This is a genomic window from Streptococcus sp. 17.1 (genome assembly GCF_016648655.1).
In the GTDB taxonomy this organism is placed as follows: Bacteria; Bacillota; Bacilli; order Lactobacillales; family Streptococcaceae; genus Streptococcus; species Streptococcus salivarius_E.
Map to the genome: position 1 here is coordinate 1 of NZ_JACLQM010000026.1, position 18,262 is coordinate 18,262.

An 18,262-nucleotide genomic window follows, 5' to 3' on the forward strand; every position below is an offset into this window, starting at 1 on the left:
TTGGGCGCGTAGCTCAGATGGTTAGAGCGCACGCCTGATAAGCGTGAGGTCGGTGGTTCGATTCCACTCGTGCCCATTATATGGTCCGTTGGTCAAGGGGTTAAGACACCGCCTTTTCACGGCGGTAACACGGGTTCGAATCCCGTACGGACTATGTTTTTATGGAGGATTACCCAAGTCCGGCTGAAGGGAACGGTCTTGAAAACCGTCAGGCGTGTAAAAGCGTGCGTGGGTTCGAATCCCACATCCTCCTTATAATTAACGCGGGATGGAGCAGCTAGGTAGCTCGTCGGGCTCATAACCCGAAGGTCGTAGGTTCAAATCCTGCTCCCGCAATATGGCTCGGTAGCTCAGTTGGTAGAGCAATGGATTGAAGCTCCATGTGTCGGCGGTTCGATTCCGTCTCGCGCCATTTATTTATATTTTGGAAGGGTAGCGAAGAGGCTAAACGCGGCGGACTGTAAATCCGCTCCTTCGGGTTCGGGGGTTCGAATCCCTCCCCTTCCATAGTTACGGGCATAGTTTAAAGGTAGAACTAAGGTCTCCAAAACCTTCAGTGTGGGTTCAATTCCTACTGCCCGTGTTAGTAAAGTGGCGAATGTGGTGAAGTGGTTAACACATCAGATTGTGGCTCTGACATTCGGGGGTTCGATTCCCCTCATTCGCCTATATTTTTGGGGTATAGCCAAGCGGTAAGGCAAGGGACTTTGACTCCCTCATGCGTTGGTTCGAATCCAGCTACCCCAGTTATACTTTGCCGGCGTGGCGGAATTGGCAGACGCGCTGGACTCAAAATCCAGTGTCCGCAAGGACGTGCCGGTTCGACCCCGGCCGCCGGTATAGTAAAAAAGACAAGGTTTTCGGACCTTGTCTTTTTTTCTCTGTTTTTGTTGAGTTACCAATTTTTTCCATTTTAAAATAAATCATCAAGTTTATTAGCCAATGTTTTCTGTTTGCTAGGGTACAAATGAGAATAAGTATCAATTGTTGTTGTAATAGATGCGTGTCCTAATCTTTCTTTGACAACAAGATAATCTTCTCCTTGATTTATAAGTAATGATGCATGAGAGTGTCTTAAATCATGAATTCTTATTTTCTTTAAATCTTTATCCCTTTCTAGTATTTGCTTAAACTTCTTATCAATCATATTTTTTGTAATTGATATTGGTGTACTCTGTATTATTTGAAGTTCTTCAGTATTTTTCGTAAATTCCTCAAGTTTTTCTTTTTGTTTTACTTTCCAATCTATTAGCATTTCTGCTAATTTCTGATTTATTGTTATATTTCTAGTTCCTGATCGTGTTTTTGTTGTATTAATGTAGCTTGTATTATTAACAAAGTATACCGTTTTGGTAACGTAAATCGTATTTGTTAAAAGATTTATATCATTCCAGTTCAATGCGAGGATTTCTCCCATTCTCATTCCAGTAAAGAAAGCAATTACGAAAAACAGGTCATAACTTATTTCATCATCTCGAATAAGTCCTCTAAATCTCGTGAATTCTTCTATACTCCAAAATTTAATATCAGGCTTCCTAATTGGTAATTTTCTCAGATTCTTAACTGGATTTTTATCAATGAGTGATTTTCTTATACCAGTATCAAAAATTTTTTTAAGTAGAATCAGAACCTTATTAATTGTATTATAGCTTAAAACTTCATTTTCATTTTGTTTTTTAGGTTTTGTTTTTAGGTATTCACGAAATTCGAATATATGGTCATACGTTAATTTATTTAAATTTGTATTTTTAAAATATGGCTTAATATGACGCTCATAATTATTTCTTTGTGTACTTGTGTAGCTTACTTTTCTGCCATTTTTCAAATCATCTTCTTCAAGTAAGTCGAATAACATATCCGTTGTTACTACAAAGTCAAATTGTTTTTCTTTTAATTCTACAACTCTAATATGTTGTTCAAGTTCTAGGGCTTCCTTTTTAGATTTTAATCCTTTACGAATAATACGTATTCTTTTTTGTGTGACTGGGTGGAAACCGTTAGAAACATCAACAGTCCATTTACCACTTTTAGTTTTACGAATAGTCATTCATTATGCTTCTTTCTGGAGTTCAATTCCTAGTAGTTCTTCAGCGACACTGGCTGGAATTGTACCAATCCGTTTGTTATCGTAGATATTAAAACCACGATTCACTAATAGTAATTTGCCAGTATGGATAATCTTTCTTGCAGTTCCTGGAGCAAATCCAAGTTCGATAAGGTCATCTTTTGTTACAGTTTTAATCATGTGCTCTCCTTTTCTAATTAGATTAAGTACGGGGAGGATTAACTCCCCTTGTCTTATACTTATTTTTGTTTTACATCTACTAAATGGATAGCATCCGCCTTGTAATACATCGTTGAACTAATCATAGTAGCTTGTAAATTGTCAAATGTAACTGGTACTTGATCCATTGCTTGGATATAGTCATTATCGACTAAAGCTTCTGGATTGTCTACTGAGACTTGGGTTGATTTCTTTTTGAATTGTCCATCCTTGATCGTTACATTGTATTTCCAACCAATGATTTTATCGGTATTAAAACGTCTTTCGCTACCATCTCGGTTTTTGATAATTTCTCCGTTTGCATCTGCTCGGACTTCCGTTTCAAATTTTGGAATGACTTCATCCAATTCAAATTTTGTTCCAATGTTATTGAAATTCCAGTCATTTTGTGAGAGCATTTTTGCCATATTTAATTTCTCCTTTTGATATTTTCTTTGATTGTAGGGATTAAATCTTCTCTTTTAAAGAGAATTGCCCTTTCTATTAATCCACTTGCTAAATCTGGTGGATATTCCATATTGTTGAGTGCGAGATAGTTAGATTTCTCATACTCATGCAGTAAGTTATTGTCGTATAGAAATTTATACGCTTTTAGAATAGCTCCAGAACCTTTATAGGTAAACCATTCTAATTTTTGTTCTAGTTCTGTCTTTGGTTTTGAAATAATGATAGAGACAGGTTTTGAGTGACCTAAAAACTTTTCCCAAGATCTCAAAGGTTTTGAGAAGTGACTATCACTATAGAACCTCACTTTTTCTTTGAGGTATCCCTTGGTAAAGTTAAGAAGATCTATTTCTGAATGCAACCATTCTTGAATGAAGTAGTGAGCTTTTGCTTTCCTAAGTTCTAACTCAGTTCTTATCCAATTTTCTATATACCGCTTGCTGATCCCGAGCTTTTCAGCTTGTTCTAAGCGCTTATCGTAAATTCTAAGTCTTTCATCATCATTGGGTTTTCTTAAATATAAGGTCTGACCGATCGTTTCATCTCCGTAGGTATTGTAGTAGGTGCTTTTTCCATATAGAAAGCGTTTCTTCTGACAAATCTTTAGAAGTTGATTAGGAGTGAAATAGGGTGTTTCATTAAAATCATCTATTGCAATATCAATTCGTCTTACTGAAAAATGAATGTAATTGTAGTAGAGGTTGTTCAGAAACTGTCTTTCGGAGAGACTATTTGGATCTAATACCATATCTCTATAGAACTCTAGTGCCTGTCCTGACATGACAAGCATGTAGGACGACTCTTTCGATCCATAGTAGATACGGATATTCCCATAATGAAGCTGGCTATCATAGTTATAGTATTTAAGGCTCCCCTTATTCTCAATAAATAGGTCAAAGTCAAGAAATAGGATATCTTCGATTATTTCTTTTGGCGAAAATTCAGTCTTATCAAACTGAATTTGAATCCAGTCAAATACAGAACGTAAATGCTCATTTTTTGCCATAGATTTTGATTCAACTTTTTGCCTAATTTTGCCACCCTTAAAATCTCCAAAACCCTTGGTAATACTGAATTTTTTCGATGGTACACCTAACTTGCAGAGGGTGGTGTTACTACACACCCTATCGGTCAAAAATGGTCCGTCCGCATCTACGCTCATTTTCGGCTTTCTGCCTCATGGCTCAGCCGAAAACTCGCTATTAGCCGAACCTATTTTTTGACCTCTTGTTAACAAACCCTAGTAAGCCGGTTTGCATCGACTCTTCAATATCTTGGATTTTCTTTTTTAGGTTGGAATTCTCAATTTTTATCAGTCGCATTTCTCGCTTAAATTCCTGTTTTAAGGCGCTCAGTTCATCGTAGAGCTCATCTATTACTTGGTTTAGGGATTCATGTTCATTGTCTGCTAGACTCCCAAATACGGCTTGTATAGCCTCTTTTAGACCTATTTCAAGTTTTAGTTTAGCTAACTTTTGAAATTGTCTAAGGTCTTCGTCTGTAAAATCATAGGCAACTGTATAACTTAATTGATGAGTTCTGGGATTTCTACTGATAGGAACTTTAATTTTCTTAAATTCCTTGCCACTTATCTCTTTAATCAGTTGAATCCAATTTTTAAGAGTAGAGGTAGAGTTTAGGCCAGAAATTTGATTGACTAACTCTTTATTGGTCATCTTTTTGTGAAACCTCCGAAATTTTCTTGTGCAACTGAAGAGTTTTCTGTGGTATAATTGTTACATAATATGTTTTGATCTTGGAACGAACGGCACATTTGTTTCAAGATTTTTTATTTTGTCGAATCCTACCTCCTTTATTAAAATTTTTTAAATCGACTACTAGTTACATACGCTTTTACCTCCTTTTATGCTATAATATTCTCAATGGAATATTCAATCTCAAAATAAATATTCCTTATGGAATAATTCTATTTTATACCGTTTAGAATATTTTGTCAAGCTAAAATATACGAATAAGAATATCTATAGGAGAATTATGTATACAGAGGATTATAAATTTTCAGAGAGGTTAAAAACTCTCAGAAAATCAAAAAAGTTAACTCAAGTACAAATATCGGAATTAATTGGAGTTCAACAAGGGACATATTCTCGGTGGGAGAATGGAACGTTAGAACCAGGATTAGAATTCGTTGTGAAATTAGCAAATATCTTTGGGACTACTACAGATTATTTGCTGGGACAAAAACCTTATTCAATTATCAGTAGTTTACCTCTAGAACAATTAGATCTTACCAATATTGCAAACTTTTCAAAGGATGAGTTTGATATTTTGAAACATTCAATAGCAGTTTCGGTGGCAAGAAATAAAATAAAGGCAACAGAACTAAAAGATAGAGTTATAGAAAAAAATCAGTTGTCAGAAAAAGATGCAGAACTTTTGAATAAGATTTTTGAAGAAGTTAAAACTTATTGGGAAAATTAGGAGGACGCTAGTCTTCAAAATTCCCTCCCAAAATGTGTCCAAAATATTGACAGAATTCTAGCTTTTCATTATAGTTCTTATGGAACTTTTTTTCTACAACAAAATAGGCTCCATAATATCCATAGGGGATTTACCCACTACAAATAGTATAGAGCCGGTTTTATTAATGTCCTGCATTTCCTAATAAGTTAACCATGACAACACCAATGATAATCAAAATTAAACCGATAATGCTATAAACATTTAGTGTTTCTTTGAAAATCATTACTGCGATAGAGGCTGTCAAAACTAAACCGACAGCTGACCATGTTGCATAAGCTATTCCTAAAGGAATTTTTTGCATTGCTAGTGAGAGGAAATAGAAACAAACGCCATAGCTAAGTAGGGCAGAAACGGTTGGAATAGGCTTTGTAAAACCGTCTGATAATTTCAAAAGGTTAGTTCCCAATATCTCTCCTACAATGGCGATAAAAAGATAAAAGTATGACATGTCTTTAACCTCCTATATGTCATGTTTTTGCTCTAAGAGCTATTATAGCTATCCGTTTTTTATAAATCTTGGCACAAGTCATGAGAATTTGTAGTAAAACTGTGGCAGACACTTTTTCAGAACCAATAGCTGATAAGTTTAGTATATCATAAGATAAATTTTAAAAAAAAAGTTTTGTTAGAAAATGAATTATCAAATTCTTGGGCTAAAGAGTTATTTTTGTTAAAATAATAAAAAACACTTACCCTAATTAAAGGAGAAAATAAAATGATTACATTAACTGTTAATCGTACAAGTGTCTTGAATACCTCTGGATGAATATAACCTGTTGGGACATATCGTCTATTCTCTGATGATGCTCTTAGAACGATAAGGTATGGAGTGTTACCAAAAAGTTACTAAAATTTGAAAAATGAGTCTATTTTGCAAGATTCAAAAGGCTTAAAACCCTATTAAATCAGGGTTGTAAGATTTAAATAATGGAGTTATGGAACTCAAAATCCAGTGTCCGCAAGGACGTGCCGGTTCGACCCCGGCCGCCGGTATAAGTTACACTCCTTAAGGAGTGTTTTTTTGTCTATAGGAGTTTATTTTTTATGTCTGATAAATTTCAGCTTCTCTTAAAACAAATTCGTTTTCCTGAGGATCACGATGCGTTTAAAAAAATTAAAGATGGTTCTATCGAAACAGTAAAGCTATTTAAATCAAATCGCCAATGGTTCTTTGTTTTTTCTTTTCCTAGTGTTCTGTCTTATGAGTCTTTTGCTCTTTTTGATAGTTTACTTCACTCTTCTTTTAATTCTTTAGGTGCTAAAGCTTCTTTTGAGATTCGTTTAGTTTCTACAGCTTGCGATGATTCTTTACTTGGAGATTATTTTTCATATGCTTTAGATAGTTTAAAAGTGTCACACTTTTCTACTTATTCTTTATTCTCAAATCTAAAGGTTGAGATTTCGAATAATAGTATTTTTGTTAAAGCTCCAGAGCATATTATAAAGGAAAATGTACAGGATAGATTTATTTCTTTGATATCTAAATCACTTTCTCAAGTTGGTTTATCTGACGTATCAATTTTTGTTCTTGAAGATAAGGAAGCGTCATCTTCTTTAGAAGAGGCTTACGAAACAAACAAGGTTTCTTTACAAGAACAAGCTGAATCTCAGGCAAGACAGGCTCTTCAATCTATTCTTGAGAGTGCTCCAACACCGAAACCTGTGAACGAACCGGACCAAAATTTTGCTGAGAAACAAAGTCAACGTCAAGCTAGTTTTGATAAGGCTGAAATAACGCCAATGGTTGATATTAATTCTGAAGAGAATCGTGTTGTTTTTGAAGGATATATTTTTGATGTAGAGCAACGCGAAACTAAGACGGGTCGAATTATTATTAATTTCAAGGTAACTGATTATACCTCTAGTTTTGCAATGCAGCGCTGGGTCAAAGATAGTGATGAGCTTGCTAAGTTCGATATGATAAAAAAGGGGAACTGGGTAAGAGTTCGCGGTCGTATTGAGAATAATCCTTTCACTCATAGCCTGACAATGAATGTACAAGATATCAAAGAGATTTCGCACACACCTCGCAAGGATTTGATGCCTGAGGGACAAAAGCGTGTGGAATTTCATGCACATACTAACATGTCGACTATGGATGCCATGCCAACTGTGGAAGAGCTTATTGACACTGCTGCTTCTTGGGGGCATCCAGCTGTTGCTATAACTGATCACGCTAATGTTCAGAGTTTTCCTCATGGCTACCATAGGGCTAAGAAAGCTGGTATTAAAGCTATTTTTGGTCTTGAAGCCAATCTTGTTGAGGATAAAGTTCCTATTGTTTATAATTCCCAGAATTTGGAATTAAAAGAAGCAACTTATGTTGTATTTGACGTTGAGACAACGGGCTTGTCTGCTGTTCATAATGATTTGATTCAGATTGCGGCATCAAAAATGCATAAAGGTAATATTATTGAGCAATTTGATGAATTCATAGATCCAGGACATCCTCTTTCTGCATTTACTACTGAGTTGACCGGTATTACTGATAATCATGTTAAGGGTGCTAAACCTTTAGTCCAAGTTTTACAGGAGTTTCAAGAATTCTGTCAAGGAACTGTGCTAGTGGCCCATAATGCGACCTTTGACGTTGGTTTTATGAATGCCAATTACGAAAGACATCAGTTACCAACAATTTCACAACCGGTTATTGATACTTTAGAATTTGCACGAAATCTTTATCCTGAGTATAAGCGTCATGGTTTGGGGCCTTTGACGAAGCGGTTTGGTGTGGCTTTGGATCATCACCATATGGCCAATTATGATGCGGAAGCTACGGGTCGTTTGTTGTTTATCTTCATAAAAGATGTGTTTGATAAGCACGGTTTGACTAATCTGGAACAGTTGAACACGGATTTGGTTTCTGAAGATTCGTATAAAAAGTCTCGTGTCAAACATGCAACGCTATATGTTCAGAATCAAACTGGCTTGAAGAATATCTTTAAGTTGGTAAGTTTATCAAATGTCTCATACTTTGAGGGAGTAGCACGTATTCCTCGTACGGTCTTAGATGAGTATCGTGAGGGAATTATTGTAGGTTCTGCTTGTGCTGATGGTGAGGTTTTTGATACGCTCTTGTCTCATGGTATTGACAAGGCGGTTGAAGTTGCCAAATATTATGACTTTATTGAAGTTATGCCACCGGCAATTTATGCGCCCTTGATTGCAAAGGATTTAATCAAGGATGAGGCGGCTATAGAACAACTGATTCGGGATTTAATTGAAGTCGCTAATCGCCTGGACAAACCTGTGCTGGCTACAGGAAATGTACACTATATCAACCCTGAGGATGCCATTTATCGTGAAATCATTGTTCGTGCTTTGGGACAAGGAGCCATGATTAATAGGCCAATTGGTAAGGGAGAAAATGCGAAACCTGCTCCTTTACCTGAAGCGCATTTTAGGACAACTAACGAGATGCTAGACGACTTTGCCTTTTTAGGAAAAGACTTAGCCTATGAAATTGTTGTAACTAATACGCAGGCTATGGCAGATCAAATTGATGAGGTTGAGGTTGTCAAAAAAGACTTGTACACCCCTTTCATTGATCGTGCGGAAGAACAGGTTGCGGAGATGACATATGCTAGAGCGTTTGAGCTCTATGGTAATCCTTTGCCTGATATTATTGACCTGCGAATTGAGAAAGAGTTGTCTTCAATTCTTGGTAATGGGTTTGCCGTAATCTACCTGGCTTCGCAGATGCTAGTTAACCGTTCAAATGAACGTGGCTACCTGGTTGGTTCGCGTGGATCTGTCGGTTCTAGTTTTGTTGCGACGATGATTGGAATTACCGAGGTTAATCCGATGCCACCACATTATCTCTGTCCTAATTGTCAACACTCAGAGTTCATTACAGATGGTTCTTATGGATCTGGCTTCGATTTGCCTGATAAGGAATGTTCAGAATGTGGAACGGAATATAAAAAAGATGGTCAGGATATTCCATTCGAGACCTTCCTAGGTTTTGATGGGGATAAGGTTCCTGATATCGATTTGAACTTCTCCGGTGATGATCAACCATCAGCCCACTTGGACGTTCGTGATATTTTTGGAGAGCAATATGCTTTTCGTGCCGGAACAGTAGGAACTGTTGCAGATCGGACGGCTTATGGTTTTGTTAAAGGTTACGAACGTGATTACAATAAGTTTTACCGTGATGCCGAGGTCGATCGTTTAGCCATGGGGGCTGCGGGTGTTAAGCGAAACACAGGTCAGCACCCGGGTGGTATTGTTGTTATTCCAAATTATATGGATGTCTATGATTTCACACCTGTTCAATATCCGGCTGATGATGTAACGGCTGCCTGGCAGACGACTCACTTTAACTTCCACGATATCGATGAGAACGTGTTGAAGCTTGATATTTTGGGACATGATGATCCGACTATGATTCGTAAGTTGCAGGATTTATCAGGAATTGATCCAAAAGATATTCGAGCAGATGATCCAGATGTAATGAAACTTTTTTCAGGGACTGATATTTTAGGGGTAACACCTGAACAGATTGGGACACCAACGGGAATGTTGGGAATCCCTGAGTTTGGGACTAACTTTGTTCGTGGTATGGTCGACGAGACGCATCCGACGACCTTTGCGGAACTCTTACAGTTATCTGGATTGTCCCACGGAACAGACGTTTGGTTAGGTAATGCACAAGATTTGATTAAGGAAGGTATCGCCACTCTGAAAACAGTTATCGGTTGTCGTGATGATATCATGGTATACCTAATGCATGCGGGATTAGATCCTAAGATGGCCTTCACGATCATGGAACGTGTGCGTAAGGGGATGTGGTTGAAGATTTCCGAAGAAGAGCGTAATGGCTATATTCAAGCCATGCGTGAAAATAATGTTCCAGACTGGTACATTGAATCTTGTGGTAAAATCAAGTACATGTTCCCTAAAGCCCATGCGGCAGCCTACGTTATGATGGCCCTACGTGTAGCTTATTTCAAAGTGCACCATCCTATTTATTACTATTGTGCCTACTTCTCGATTCGAGCTAAAGCATTTGAGCTTAAGACGATGTCTGCAGGTCTTGATGCTGTTAAAGCTCGAATGGAAGATATTAAGGAGAAGCGCCAACGAAATGAAGCGACTAATGTTGAAAATGACTTATTTACGACGCTTGAAATTGTCAATGAAATGTTAGAACGTGGCTTTACCTTTGGTCAGTTAGATCTTTATAAGAGTCAGGCAACTGAATTTCTGATTGAAGGAGATACTTTGATTCCACCGTTTATTGCACTTGAAGGTTTGGGTGAGAACGTTGCTAAGCAAGTGGTTGCTGCGCGTGAAGAAGGTGAATTCCTTTCCAAGACAGAATTGCGTAAACGAGGAGGCCTATCATCAACCTTGGTTGAAAAATTGGATGAAATGGGAATCCTAGGAAATATGCCAGAAGATAATCAATTAAGTCTTTTTGATGATTTCTTTTAATAGCTAAAGAGAATCGTCATCAACTTTGAGAGAATGGAGTCAGTCTCCGTTCTCTTTTTGTTTAGGGGTCTGCATGTGATGCTAACAAGCCAAAGCTGAGAAGAAACCTTTTTCTTCGTCTTATGGTATACTGATAGAAAAATATAGTTTCAAGGAGTTAATCATGGTTTTACCAAATTTTAAAGAAAATCTTGAGAAATATGCTAAATTACTGGTTGCTAATGGGATTAATGTGCAACCTGGTCACACAGTGGCCTTGAGCATTGATGTAGAACAAGCAGAGCTAGCTCACCTCTTAGTAAAAGAAGCCTATGCTTTAGGAGCAGCTGAGGTAATCGTTCAATGGTCAGATGATATTATTAATCGCGAGCGCTTCTTGCATGCTGATATGGACCGCATCGAAGAGGTTCCTGCCTATAAAAAAGCTGAGATGGAATATTTGTTGACCAAAAAGGCAAGTCGCTTAGGTGTTCGTTCATCAGATCCAGGTGCCCTTAATGGTGTAGCTCCTGAACGTTTATCTGCCCATGCTAAAGCTACTGGAGTGGCCTTTAAACCTATGCAGGTGGCAACTCAGTCTAATAAGGTTAGTTGGACTGTAGCTGCTGCAGCTGGTAAGGAATGGGCTAAGAAGGTCTTTCCCGATGCTTCGAGTGATGAGGAAGCTGTAGATTTACTTTGGGACCAAATTTTCAAGACCTGTCGTGTTTATGAAGAGGATCCTGTACGTGCTTGGAAGGAACATGCTGACCGTTTGGATGCTAAAGCACGCCTACTCAATGAGGCACAATTCTCAGCCTTGCATTACCAAGCACCTGGAACAGATTTGACTCTAGGATTGCCTAAAAATCACGTTTGGGAGTCTGCAGGTGCCATCAATGCGCAAGGTGAAGGCTTCCTCCCTAATATGCCAACAGAAGAAGTCTTTACGGCACCAGATTTTCGTCGTGCAGATGGCTATGTCTCAAGTACAAAGCCTCTAAGTTACAATGGCAATATTATTGAGGGAATCAAGGTAACCTTCAAAGACGGTGAAATTGTAGATATCACAGCGGACCAGGGCGATGAGGTGATGAAGAATCTCGTCTTCAACAATAATGGGGCGCGTGCTCTAGGTGAATGTGCTCTGGTACCAGATCCAAGTCCTATTTCACAGTCAGGCATCACCTTCTTTAACACTCTTTTTGATGAGAATGCATCCAACCACCTAGCTATTGGAGCAGCCTATGCTACCAGTGTTGAGGGAGGGGCAGACATGACAGAAGAGGAGCTTAAGGAAGCTGGTCTTAATCGTTCTGATGTACACGTAGATTTTATGATTGGTTCAAATCAAATGGATATTGATGGTATCCGCCAAGATGGTAGTCGTGTACCAATCTTCCGAAATGGGGATTGGGTAATCTAAGTATGATGGAGAATTTATCATGATTGGAAGTATGATAGTTGGTTTTCTAATTGGCCTTATTGCCTCTGCTATATCAAATAGGGGTGAACGTATGGGCTGTATTGGCAAGACCTTTGTTGGATGGCTAGGTGCTTTTGTTGGTCAGCTTCTTTTTGGAAATTGGGGACCTATGCTAGCAGATACTGCTATAGTTCCTTCGGTACTGGGTGCTGTTATCTTATTAGCCCTTTTTTGGAATCGTAATAGTTAGAAATGAAAGAGTTCTGAGGTATTGGTTAGATATCTAAGGACTCTTTTTTCTTATTTTTTCATTTTCATATACCACTTTTAGAAAAACTGTGGTAGAGTAATAAAAACAGCATCTATTTGGAAAGGACTAGAAATGAGTGACTTAGATAAAAACATGGCTGTAAAAAGTATGGTAGTTATGCGTAAGGCTTTTCGTACCATCGATGCCAAGGTTTCTGAGACCTTTAAAGAATTTAATTTGACACCAACTCAATTTGGGGTCATGGACGTGCTTAATGCTAGAGGACGTATGAAGATTGGCGAATTAATTGACCGCATGCTTGCCACCTCCGGGAATATGACTGTCGTCATTAAAAATATGGAGAAAAAAGGTTGGTTGACGCGAGAAGCCTGCCAAACAGATAAGCGTGCTTTCGAGGTTGATTTGACGGGTGAGGGACGTCGTATTATTCAAGCAGCAATCCCCCCACATCAGCGAGCTATTGAGGAGACTTTTTCCGTTCTGACACTTGAAGAGCAGGCACAGTTGGTAGAGCTACTGAAAAAATTTAAGAATGTCTGAGCATATTTCTTTATATTTCTAATGAAATTACATATATTACTATGTAGTATTAATTATTAATTGTTAGAAATACAAAGGAAATGTATCATGAAAAACATTCTATTTATCGTTGGGTCCCTTCGTAAGGGATCATTTAACCACCAATTAGCAAAAGAAGCTGAGAAAATGCTAGCTGATAAAGCTAATGTTTCTTATCTTGACTATAGTCAAGTACCTGTTTTTAATCAGGATTTAGAAAGTCCGGTTCTTCCTGTTTTGGCAGAAGTTCGAGAGCAGGTCTTGGCAGCAGATGCAATCTGGATTTTCTCACCGGTTTATAATTTTTCAATTCCTGGGCCAGTGAAAAATTTGCTTGACTGGTTGAGCCGCGCCCTTGACCTATCAGATCCTTCAGGACCATCAGCTCTTCAAGATAAGATTGTAACCGTGTCATCAGTTGCTAATGGTGGTCACAATCAACTTTTTGATGTCTACAAAGAATTGTTACCATTTATCCGTACCCAAGTGGTTGGTGATTTTACAGCGACATGTGTAAATGATACAGCATGGGTGGATGGAAAATTCGTAGCAACAGCAGAAGTTCTTGAAAGCCTTCAGACTCAAGCAGAGGCTTTGGTTGAAGCGATTAAATAAGAATAACGAATACCCGAGGTATCTAGCTTCGGGTATTTTTATATGCAATAATGAAAAAAGACACCCTAAGGTGTCCTCGTATTATGAAGGCGGTAGACGGATTTGAACCGACGATCAAGCTTTTGCAGAGCCGTGCCTTACCACTTGGCTATACCGCCATAACAGATACCATTCTATCGAAAAAACAAAGATTCGTCAAGTCTCTTTCATCAAATTGGCTGGTTGATTGTTCAAACTACCTATTTACGAGAAATATAAAGAGGCTGAAAGACATTCAACCTCTTTATGTTTCTTGTAATTGTTGTAGATAGATTACTAACACGTATGTTTTGATTATTGTCTAATCAAGTAATCAAAGGCTCCGATAGCAGCTGTAGCACCAGATCCCATGGAAATAATGATTTGTTTGTAGGCGCTGTCAGTACAGTCACCTGCGGCAAAAATACCAGGGATATTTGTTGAACCAAATTTATCAACGATAATTTCTTGGCGTTCATTGAGTTCAATACCACTGTCTTTGAGCCAAGCAGTACTTGGTACAAGACCAATTTGGACAAAGACACCTTCAAGATCAAGATGTTTTTCTTCGTTTGTATCACACTCAACGTAACTCAAACCAGTCACATGATCTTGACCAAGAATTTCTTTGGTTGCAACGTTCTTAAGAATGGTTAGATTATCAGTTTTAGCAGCTCGTTCTTGTAAGACTTGATCTGCCTTTAATTCAGGCAAGAACTCTAAGACTGTAACGTGTTTAGTAATACCCGCTAAATCCAAAGCAGCTTCCAAACCTGAGTTACCACCACCGATAACAGCAACATCTTTTCCTTCAAATAGAGGACCATCGCAGTGTGGACAGTAAGTAACCCCTTTATTGCGGAATTCTTCCTCGCCAGGAACGTTGATATTACGCCATTTGGCTCCTAGTGCTAGGATAGCAGTTTTAGCCTGTAGAACGGCACCGTTAGCTAGTGTGACTTCAATAAGTTCTTTCTTCTCAATGCCAGTAGCTAATTGACTTTTGATGATATCAACATTGTAAGATTTTGTATGCTCTTCAACTTGGGCCATTAACTTAGGACCTTCTGTATATAGCGTACCAATCATGTTCTCAATACCAACTGTCTCGATAACTTGTCCACCAAAGGTTTCTGCTAAAAGCCCAGTTTTAAGCCCTTTACGAGCAGCGTAAATTGCAGCACTGTTTCCAGCAGGACCACCACCAATAACCAAGACATCATAGACCCCTTTATCAGCGAAAGCCTCAGCATCAAGTGGGCCGTCCAATTTTTCTACAAGCTGTTCAATGGTTGCACGACCAGAAGTAAATTCTTCTTGGTCTTTGTAAACCGTAGGAACAGACATGATACCTTTGGCTTTGACCTCATCTTGATACATACCACCTTCAATCATGGTGTGGGTGATGTTGGGGTTTAAAACAGCCATTATATTAAAGGCTTGAACAACGTCTGGACAATTGTGACAGGTTAGTGAAACATAAGTTTCTAAATCGATGGTTTTATCAATCTTCTTGATACGTTCGATAATATCCTCATCAACTTTAGGTGGACGACCAGAAACTTGCAAGAGAGCTAAAATGAAAGATGTGAATTCGTGGCCCATTGGTAAGCCTGAGAAAATAACACGACTTTTTTGCCCTTTTTGTGCAATACCAAAACTAGGTTGACGTTTTAAATGTGTTGATTCAAGACTAATGCGGTCAGACATAGCAACAATCTCGTCTAGAAATTCTTTTACTTTACGAGAATTATCATCATCCCCTAAATCTGTTTGTAATACAATATCAGATTCTAGTAAATTTAAATACTGCGCTAATTGTGTCTTGATTTCTTTATCTAAGACCATGGATACCCCCTGGTTGTTAAATTTTACCTACAAGATCTAAGCTAGGAGTAAGTGTTTCAGCTCCTTCTTTCCATTTAGCTGGACAAACTTCACCTGGATGTTGACGAATATATTGAGCAGCACGGACTTTATCAACAAGAGTACTTGCATCGCGTCCAATACCATCAGCGTTAATTTCCATCATTTGGATAACACCATCTGGATCAATAATGAATGTACCACGTTGTGCGAGACCATCTTGTCCAAGAACATCAAAACCTTGTGAGATGTGGTGTGAAGGATCCCCAATCATAGGATAAGTAATAGTTCCAACAACATCTGAGTCATCATGCCAAGCTTTGTGAACAAAGTGAGTATCGGTAGAGACAGAGTAAACCTCTACACCAAGAGATTTAAGAGCTTCATATTGTTCTTGAAGGTCACCGAGTTCAGTTGGGCAGACAAATGAAAAATCTGCAGGATAGAAGCAGAAGACCGCCCATTTACCTTTAACATCTTCATCTGTAACAGTAATGAATTCCCCGTTGTGATAAGCCTGTGCTGAAAATTCAATAATTTCTTTTCCGACTAATGACAAAATAATGTCCTCCTCTATTTTTGATAGCCTAATTATAAACAAAATACTCATCAACCTCAAAGAAAACGATTGCAATTTTAATGAGAGGGGATTTTTCTAATGGTCAGACTGGTTTTAGAGCTTGTCAAATGTCACTTTTTTTGATAAACTATTATAGTTGCGTAAAGTGACAAATACTCATTCTAAGCCGATTGTGGTCTTGTTGCCGCAGGGTGGGACTGCAAGTCTAAAGCTTAGAAGAGGAAAAAACAATTTTTAAGGAGAAATACTCATGGCAGTAATTTCAATGAAACAACTTCTTGAGGCTGGTGTTCACTTCGGTCACCAAACTCGTCGCTGGAATCCTAAGATGGCTAAGTACATCTTCACAGAACGTAACGGAATCCACGTTATCGACTTGCAACAAACTGTAAAAATGGCTGATACAGCTTACGAATTCGTTCGTGAAGCAGCAGCTAACGATGCAGTAATCTTGTTCGTTGGTACTAAAAAACAAGCAGCTGAAGCAGTAGCTGAAGAAGCAACTCGTGCTGGTCAATACTACATCAACCACCGTTGGTTGGGTGGTACTCTTACAAACTGGGATACTATCCAAAAACGTATCGCTCGTTTGAAAGAAATCAAACAAATGGAAGCTGATGGAACTTTCGAAGTTCTTCCTAAGAAAGAAGTTGCACTTCTTAACAAACAACGTGCACGTCTTGAAAAATTCTTGGGTGGTATCGAAGATATGCCTCGCATTCCAGATGTAATCTACATCGTTGACCCACACAAAGAACAAATCGCTGTTAAAGAAGCTAAAAAACTTGGTATCCCAGTTGTAGCGATGGTTGATACAAACGCTGATCCAGATGAGATCGATGTAATCATCCCAGCTAACGATGACGCTATCCGTGCCGTTAAATTGATCACTTCAAAAATGGCTGATGCTATCATCGAAGGTAACCAAGGTGAAGATGCTTCTGCAGATTTCCAAGAAGCAGCTGCAGCTGATTCAATCGAAGAAATCGTTGAAGTTGTCGAAGGTGACAACAACTAATCTTTAAGATTGGTTAGGGCTATATGCCCACTTAAGATACGACAAACACCTAAGGGGCGGGGCTCAGCCCTGCCCCTTAGTTTGATAAAATAAATTTGGAGAAAAACAAAATGGCAGAAATTACAGCTAAACTTGTTAAAGAATTGCGTGAAAAATCTGGTGCTGGTGTCATGGACGCTAAAAAAGCATTGGTTGAAGTTGAAGGTGATATCGAAAAAGCGATTGAATTGCTTCGCGAAAAAGGTATGGCTAAAGCAGCTAAGAAAGCTGACCGTGTTGCAGCTGAAGGTTTGACTGGTGTTTACGTTAACGGTAACGTTGCAGCAGTTGTTGAAGTTAACGCTGAAACTGACTTCGTTGCGAAAAACGCTCAATTCGTTGAGTTGGTAAACGAAACAGCTAAAGTAATTGCTGAAGGTAAACCAGCTAACAACGAAGAAGCACTTGCATTGACTATGCCTTCAGGTGAAACTCTTGAAGCTGCATACGTAACTGCTACAGCTACTATCGGTGAAAAGATTTCATTCCGTCGTTTTGCAGTTGTTGAGAAAACTGATGCACAACACTTCGGAGCTTACCAACATAACGGTGGACGTATCGGTGTTGTTTCAGTTATCGAAGGTGGAGATGATGCTCTTGCAAAACAAATCTCAATGCACATCGCAGCGATGAAACCAACTGTTCTTTCATACACTGAATTGGATGAACAATTTGTTAAAGATGAATTGGCACAACTTAACCACGCTATCGATCAAGATAACGAAAGCCGTGCAATGGTTAACAAACCAGCTCTTCCACACCTTAAATATGGTTCTAAAGCTCAATTGACTGATGCTGTTCTTGCTCAAGCTGAAGAAGATATCAAAGCTGAGTTGGCTGCTGAAGGTAAACCAGAAAAAATCTGGGATAAAATCATCCCAGGTAAAATGGACCGCTTCTTGCTTGACAACACTAAAGTTGACCAAGCTTACACTCTTCTTGCTCAAGTTTACATCATGGACGACAGCAAAACAGTTGAAGCTTACCTTGAATCAGTAAACGCTTCAGTAGTAGAATTCGTTCGCTTTGAAGTTGGTGAAGGTATCGAAAAAGCATCTAACGACTTTGAATCAGAAGTTGCAGCTACAATGGCAGCAGCACTTAACAACTAATTCTAGTTGCTAGATAAAAAGAAAGAAGTTACGTAAATGAATCGTAACTTCTTTTTTTATTATGTGACTTTAAGTCCGTTTCGCTCCGAAGGTGCGAAACAGATAAACCACCCGCTATGCGGGTGCGCA

16 protein-coding genes and 11 tRNA genes are annotated in these 18,262 nt (G+C 38.5%); 18 read left to right on the forward strand and 9 right to left on the reverse strand.

Features of this window, described 5'->3' with window-relative positions; genetic code table 11:
• Positions 1-2 precede the first annotated feature (2 nt).
• From H7T99_RS09870 to H7T99_RS09915, 10 genes are all read left to right on the forward strand, one after another.
• Positions 3-76: transfer RNA gene (locus tag H7T99_RS09870), tRNA-Ile, on the forward strand.
• Between the two features lie 6 nt (positions 77-82).
• Positions 83-154, forward strand: a tRNA-Glu gene (locus H7T99_RS09875).
• 9 nt (positions 155-163) lie between these two features.
• Positions 164-253, forward strand: a tRNA-Ser gene (locus tag H7T99_RS09880).
• A gap of 9 nt (positions 254-262) precedes the next feature.
• Positions 263-336: transfer RNA gene (locus tag H7T99_RS09885), tRNA-Met, on the forward strand.
• Between the two features lie 3 nt (positions 337-339).
• A tRNA-Phe gene (locus tag H7T99_RS09890) sits at positions 340-412 on the forward strand.
• A gap of 14 nt (positions 413-426) precedes the next feature.
• Positions 427-507: transfer RNA gene (locus H7T99_RS09895), tRNA-Tyr, on the forward strand.
• Between the two features lie 5 nt (positions 508-512).
• Positions 513-583, forward strand: a tRNA-Trp gene (locus H7T99_RS09900).
• An 11-nt stretch (positions 584-594) separates the two neighbouring features.
• A tRNA-His gene (locus H7T99_RS09905) sits at positions 595-667 on the forward strand.
• 8 nt (positions 668-675) lie between these two features.
• Positions 676-747: transfer RNA gene (locus H7T99_RS09910), tRNA-Gln, on the forward strand.
• Positions 748-756: 9 nt separating this feature from the next.
• A tRNA-Leu gene (locus H7T99_RS09915) sits at positions 757-840 on the forward strand.
• Between the two features lie 73 nt (positions 841-913).
• Here the strand turns inward: H7T99_RS09915 and H7T99_RS09920 are convergent.
• From H7T99_RS09920 to H7T99_RS09940, 5 genes are read right to left on the reverse strand one after another with little or no spacing between them, the layout of a single operon-like run.
• Positions 914-2,047, reverse strand: coding sequence for a tyrosine-type recombinase/integrase (locus tag H7T99_RS09920; protein ID WP_004182166.1), 1,134 nt, complete (start codon positions 2,045-2,047; stop codon positions 914-916).
• A 3-nt stretch (positions 2,048-2,050) separates the two neighbouring features.
• Positions 2,051-2,245, reverse strand: a complete 195-nt coding sequence (locus H7T99_RS09925; protein WP_000598356.1) for a DUF3173 domain-containing protein — start codon at positions 2,243-2,245, stop codon at positions 2,051-2,053.
• A gap of 59 nt (positions 2,246-2,304) precedes the next feature.
• Positions 2,305-2,691: a hypothetical protein gene (locus H7T99_RS09930; protein ID WP_001096844.1), complete on the reverse strand. Its 387-nt coding sequence runs from the start codon at positions 2,689-2,691 to the stop codon at positions 2,305-2,307.
• A gap of 2 nt (positions 2,692-2,693) precedes the next feature.
• Entirely contained in the window at positions 2,694-3,890 is a 1,197-nt protein-coding gene (locus tag H7T99_RS09935; protein ID WP_004182182.1) for a replication initiation factor domain-containing protein, read from the reverse strand.
• Between the two features lie 40 nt (positions 3,891-3,930).
• On the reverse strand, positions 3,931-4,404 hold the full coding sequence (locus H7T99_RS09940; protein ID WP_000182279.1) for a hypothetical protein: 474 nt from the start codon (positions 4,402-4,404) through the stop codon (positions 3,931-3,933).
• 319 nt (positions 4,405-4,723) lie between these two features.
• Between H7T99_RS09940 and H7T99_RS09945 the strand changes: the two genes are divergently transcribed.
• Positions 4,724-5,170 (forward strand): helix-turn-helix transcriptional regulator, encoded by a 447-nt coding sequence (locus H7T99_RS09945; protein WP_000287814.1) that lies wholly within the window; start codon positions 4,724-4,726, stop codon positions 5,168-5,170.
• 163 nt (positions 5,171-5,333) lie between these two features.
• On the opposite strand, the gene H7T99_RS09950 is transcribed toward H7T99_RS09945, so the two are convergent.
• Positions 5,334-5,660, reverse strand: coding sequence for a DMT family transporter (locus tag H7T99_RS09950; protein WP_009732038.1), 327 nt, complete (start codon positions 5,658-5,660; stop codon positions 5,334-5,336).
• Positions 5,661-6,256: 596 nt separating this feature from the next.
• On the opposite strand from H7T99_RS09950, the gene H7T99_RS09955 reads away from it, so the two are divergent.
• From H7T99_RS09955 to H7T99_RS09975, 5 genes are all read left to right on the forward strand, one after another.
• Complete coding sequence (locus H7T99_RS09955; RefSeq protein ID WP_037601312.1) at positions 6,257-10,651, forward strand: PolC-type DNA polymerase III; 4,395 nt, start codon at positions 6,257-6,259, stop codon at positions 10,649-10,651.
• Positions 10,652-10,814: 163 nt separating this feature from the next.
• Entirely contained in the window at positions 10,815-12,056 is a 1,242-nt protein-coding gene (locus tag H7T99_RS09960) for an aminopeptidase (RefSeq protein ID WP_037601315.1), read from the forward strand.
• A 19-nt stretch (positions 12,057-12,075) separates the two neighbouring features.
• Positions 12,076-12,306 carry a GlsB/YeaQ/YmgE family stress response membrane protein gene (locus tag H7T99_RS09965; RefSeq protein WP_002889604.1) on the forward strand — a complete coding sequence of 77 codons (231 nt, stop codon included), beginning with the start codon at positions 12,076-12,078 and terminating at the stop codon, positions 12,304-12,306.
• 132 nt (positions 12,307-12,438) lie between these two features.
• A complete protein-coding gene (locus H7T99_RS09970) occupies positions 12,439-12,867 on the forward strand; it encodes a MarR family winged helix-turn-helix transcriptional regulator (RefSeq protein WP_037601317.1) in 429 nt (142 codons plus the stop codon).
• 87 nt (positions 12,868-12,954) lie between these two features.
• On the forward strand, positions 12,955-13,500 hold the full coding sequence (locus tag H7T99_RS09975) for an NAD(P)H-dependent oxidoreductase (RefSeq protein ID WP_037601320.1): 546 nt from the start codon (positions 12,955-12,957) through the stop codon (positions 13,498-13,500).
• A gap of 87 nt (positions 13,501-13,587) precedes the next feature.
• Here H7T99_RS09975 and H7T99_RS09980 read toward each other — a convergent pair.
• The 3 genes from H7T99_RS09980 to ahpC all read right to left on the reverse strand — a co-directional run bounded on the left by H7T99_RS09980 (position 13,588) and on the right by ahpC (position 15,943).
• Positions 13,588-13,658 (reverse strand) — tRNA-Cys (locus H7T99_RS09980).
• Positions 13,659-13,833: 175 nt separating this feature from the next.
• Positions 13,834-15,366 carry an alkyl hydroperoxide reductase subunit F gene (ahpF, locus tag H7T99_RS09985; protein WP_037601323.1) on the reverse strand — a complete coding sequence of 511 codons (1,533 nt, stop codon included), beginning with the start codon at positions 15,364-15,366 and terminating at the stop codon, positions 13,834-13,836.
• Between the two features lie 16 nt (positions 15,367-15,382).
• Positions 15,383-15,943 carry an alkyl hydroperoxide reductase subunit C gene (gene ahpC / locus H7T99_RS09990; protein ID WP_037599758.1) on the reverse strand — a complete coding sequence of 187 codons (561 nt, stop codon included), beginning with the start codon at positions 15,941-15,943 and terminating at the stop codon, positions 15,383-15,385.
• Positions 15,944-16,214: 271 nt separating this feature from the next.
• Between ahpC and rpsB the strand changes: the two genes are divergently transcribed.
• Entirely contained in the window at positions 16,215-16,982 is a 768-nt protein-coding gene (gene rpsB, locus H7T99_RS09995) for a 30S ribosomal protein S2 (protein ID WP_002886342.1), read from the forward strand.
• A 110-nt stretch (positions 16,983-17,092) separates the two neighbouring features.
• The gene (tsf, locus tag H7T99_RS10000) at positions 17,093-18,133 is read left to right on the forward strand and encodes a translation elongation factor Ts (protein WP_002886343.1); all 1,041 of its coding nucleotides are present in this window, start codon (positions 17,093-17,095) and stop codon (positions 18,131-18,133) included.
• Positions 18,134-18,262: the final 129 nt, after the last annotated feature.